Genomic DNA, 2,989 nt, shown 5'->3' on the forward strand with positions numbered 1-2,989 from the left:
ACCTTGGCCCGGTAGTAGCCGATGTCGGGCATCCGGTCGATGCCGACGATGGACAGCGCAACGTAGTGCCCGACGCCGGCCTCCTCGGCGGCCTCGGTCAGGTTGGTGGTCGACGTGGTGAAGAAGTTCAGCACGTCGTCGTCGGCGAACGACGGCGAGTTTGAGACGTCCACGAGCACGTCGGCGCCCTGGAGGACCTCCTTGAGGCCCTCGCCGGTGAGGGTGTTCACGCCGGTGCTCGGCGCCGCCGGCACGGCCTCGTGGCCTTCCGCCCGAAGCTTCGCCACGGCGTTCGAGCCGATCAGCCCGGTGCCCCCGATGACCACGATCTTCATGCTTGTGTCCTTCCCGTGTTGGCTCATCAGCTAGGACAGGACGGAGGCTCGGTTTGTGACAGCCGGAGCGGATCCGTCCCGAAGAAATGCGTCGCGCGGGTGTTCGACGGCGGCCAGCGACACGATGTCGCGGCCGAACAGCGCGGCGGTCAGCCACACCGCCAGCACCCTGACCTTGCGTTCCCACGTCGGCACGGCCAGCACGTGGTAGCCGCGGTGCATCAACCACGCCACCGGGCCCTTGATGGTGATTTTCTTGTACTGGAAGATGCCGCGCCCGAGGCCGAGCGTGGCCACCGAGCCGAGGCTGGGGTGCCGGTAGCGCTTCGAAGGGCGCCCTCGTAGCGCGGCGGCGATGTTGCGGGCCAGCAGCTTGCCCTGCCGGAACGCGTGCTGGGCGTTGGGCACGGTGAAGGCGCCGGGAAGGGCCAGGTCCGGCACGGCGGCGTCGTCGCCGGCTGCCCATGCGGCCGGCACGACCTCGGTCTCGGTGCCGATCCGCAGGTCTGGCCGCACGATGACCAGACCGCGAGAATTGATCGGCAGATCGGTGTGCTTGCTGACCACGGGGTTGGCGTCGTTGCCGGCGGTCCACACGATGAGCGCCGCGTCGAACGAGGAGCCGTCGGTCAGCTGCACCGCACCGTCCACTGCGGACTGGACGGTGCAGTTCAGGTGCACAACTGCACCGCGGCGTTCACCGACACCTCGGGCAGGATCCGGTCGGTGGCCTGCACGAGATGGAACCGCAGCTCCGAGGCCGAAATCTCCGGATACCGCTTGAGCAGCGAAGATGCCAGCGACAGCAGCTCACCGAAGCCCTCAACGCCGGAGAAGCCGCCGCCGACGAACACCACCGTGAGCAGCTTCCGCCGCATCGGCCCCGGCGGCAGCGCGGCCGCCCGGTCGACAGAAGTCAGCATCCGGTCGCGGATGGCCACGGCCTCCTCCACGTGCTTCAACCCGATGGCCTGCTCGGCGATGCCCGGCACCGGCAGCCGGCGGGTGACCGCCCCGGCCGTCACCACGATCACGTCGTAGTCGACGGAGAACTCCGCGCCGTCCGGCGGTTGCACGACCGCGGTCCGCCGGGCGTGGTCGATCAGCCGCACCCGGCCGGCGATCACCTTGGTGCGCCGCAGATGCCCGCGCATGGACACGGCGGCGTGCCGGGCCTCGATCGAGCCGGCCAGCACCTCGGGCAGAAACGGCTGGTAGGTCAGGTACGGTCGCGGATCGACGACCGTCACCGAGGCCTCGCCCGCCCGCAGGCGCTTCTCCAGGCCCCGGGCGGCGTAGAAGCCGGCATAGCCACCACCGACGATCAGGATCCGCTGCATACCCGTATGGACAACGCGACCCGCCCGCGCGTGACAAGGTGTGATCGGCGACTCAGCTGTCACAGATCGCGGGCCTGCCCTGTCCTAGCTGACGAACACCGTCGACCAGGAGGCAGCCTTGAGCACCCAGCATGATCACAACCTGCCCAACCCGTACGCCGACGGCCCGCCGCCGCAGATCGACCTGCTCTCGACGGTGACCGGCGTCCCGCAGATCCACGAGCAGGCCGAGGCCATGACCATCCACGTCACGCTGCCGCCGGGCAGCCCGGGCGCGCCGCCGCACCGCCACTCGGGCCCGGCCTACGGCTACGTGCTCAAGGGCGAGATCGTCTTCGAGCTGGAGGGCGAGCCGGAGCGCGTGGTGAAGGCGGGCGAGACGTTCTGGGAGCCGGGCGGCGACGTCATCCACTACCAGGACGGCAATCACCTGACGGACGGGGAATCCCAGTTCGTGGTGACGATGTTCTGCGTGCCGGGCCAGCCGATGCTGATCCCGGTGAGCGCGGAGGAGCTGGCGGAGCGCAAGAGCAGGCGAGCGCCCCGGCCATGACCAAGACGTCGCTCACGGCGGTGGCCCACGGACAGCTGGCCACGGCCCGCAACTGCCCGCAGAACCGCAGCGCCCACACCGTGCACGGCGGCCACGAGCATTCGCTGCGTCAGACGGTGATCGCCTTGCTGGCCAACGAACATCTGCACGAGCAGGAGCACCGCGGCGAGACCACGGTGTACGTCCTGCAAGGCCGGGTGCGGTTGGTCGCGGGGCGGGACAGCTGGGAGGCGGTGCCGGGCGACCTGCTGTCGCTGCCCGACGGCCGGCATCGGATCGAAGCCGTGTCGGACGCGGTTTTCCTTTTCACGAACGCAGTTTCCGTTGGCATTCAGTCCAACGGATGATGCCCGACTGATCCGTCGGGACGGGGAAGGCGGCCGGGCTGGCGTACGCTGCGAACGGCAGCGCGCCGCCCGGCCCTGCCGCGCTCCCCGGCGAAAGGGATCAGTGAGCATGGAGACCACGACCCTGGACGACGCGGCCGAGGTCTTCGCCACCGTGCGACCTCGCCTGTTCGGCATCGCCTATCGCATGCTGGGCACGGCCGTCGACGCCGAGGATCTGTTGCAGGAGGTCTGGATCCGCTGGCAGACCTGCGATCGGTCCGTGGTCGAGAACCCGGCGGCCTATCTCGCCACCACGACCACCCGGCTGGCCATCAACGCCACGCAGACCGCCTACGCGCGGCGGGAGAGCTACGTGGGCCCGTGGCTGCCCGAACCCGTGGACACCTCGGCCGACCCGCAACTGGGCGCCGA

Annotated in this window: 6 protein-coding genes; 3 read left to right on the forward strand and 3 right to left on the reverse strand. The window is 69.8% G+C overall.

Features of this window, described 5'->3' with window-relative positions:
- The 3 genes from KUTG_RS11270 to KUTG_RS65165 form a co-directional block, all read right to left on the reverse strand.
- Nucleotides 1-335: SDR family oxidoreductase (locus KUTG_RS11270; RefSeq protein WP_043728981.1), on the reverse strand; the 335-nt coding region annotated here is incomplete at its 3' end.
- A gap of 30 nt (nt 336-365) precedes the next feature.
- Nucleotides 366-1,016, reverse strand: a complete 651-nt coding sequence (locus tag KUTG_RS65160; RefSeq protein WP_198047099.1) for an NAD(P)/FAD-dependent oxidoreductase — start codon at nt 1,014-1,016, stop codon at nt 366-368.
- A complete protein-coding gene (locus KUTG_RS65165) occupies nt 1,007-1,675 on the reverse strand; it encodes an NAD(P)/FAD-dependent oxidoreductase (protein ID WP_198047100.1) in 669 nt (222 codons plus the stop codon). Before KUTG_RS65165 ends, KUTG_RS65160 begins: the two co-directional genes overlap by 10 nt.
- A gap of 118 nt (nt 1,676-1,793) precedes the next feature.
- Here KUTG_RS65165 and KUTG_RS11280 point away from each other — a divergent pair, with 118 nt between their 5' ends.
- From KUTG_RS11280 to KUTG_RS11290, 3 genes are all read left to right on the forward strand, one after another.
- The gene (locus KUTG_RS11280) at nt 1,794-2,228 is read left to right on the forward strand and encodes a cupin domain-containing protein (RefSeq protein ID WP_232240753.1); all 435 of its coding nucleotides are present in this window, start codon (nt 1,794-1,796) and stop codon (nt 2,226-2,228) included.
- Nucleotides 2,225-2,575, forward strand: coding sequence for a cupin domain-containing protein (locus KUTG_RS11285; protein WP_043716717.1), 351 nt, complete (start codon nt 2,225-2,227; stop codon nt 2,573-2,575). Before KUTG_RS11280 ends, KUTG_RS11285 begins: the two co-directional genes overlap by 4 nt.
- A 109-nt stretch (nt 2,576-2,684) precedes the next feature.
- On the forward strand, nt 2,685-2,989 hold a 305-nt coding region (locus KUTG_RS11290), incomplete at its 3' end, for a sigma factor (RefSeq protein WP_043716719.1).

The sequence above is a fragment of the Kutzneria sp. 744 genome (assembly GCF_000568255.1).
Lineage (GTDB): Bacteria > Actinomycetota > Actinomycetes > Mycobacteriales > Pseudonocardiaceae > Kutzneria.

Coding starts and splice junctions, on each gene's coding strand:
- KUTG_RS65165 (WP_198047100.1), bottom strand. CDS start 1,675: ATGCAGCGGATCCTGATCGTCGGTGGTGGCTATGCCGGCTTCTACGCC.
- KUTG_RS11285 (WP_043716717.1), top strand. CDS start 2,225: ATGACCAAGACGTCGCTCACGGCGGTGGCCCACGGACAGCTGGCCACG.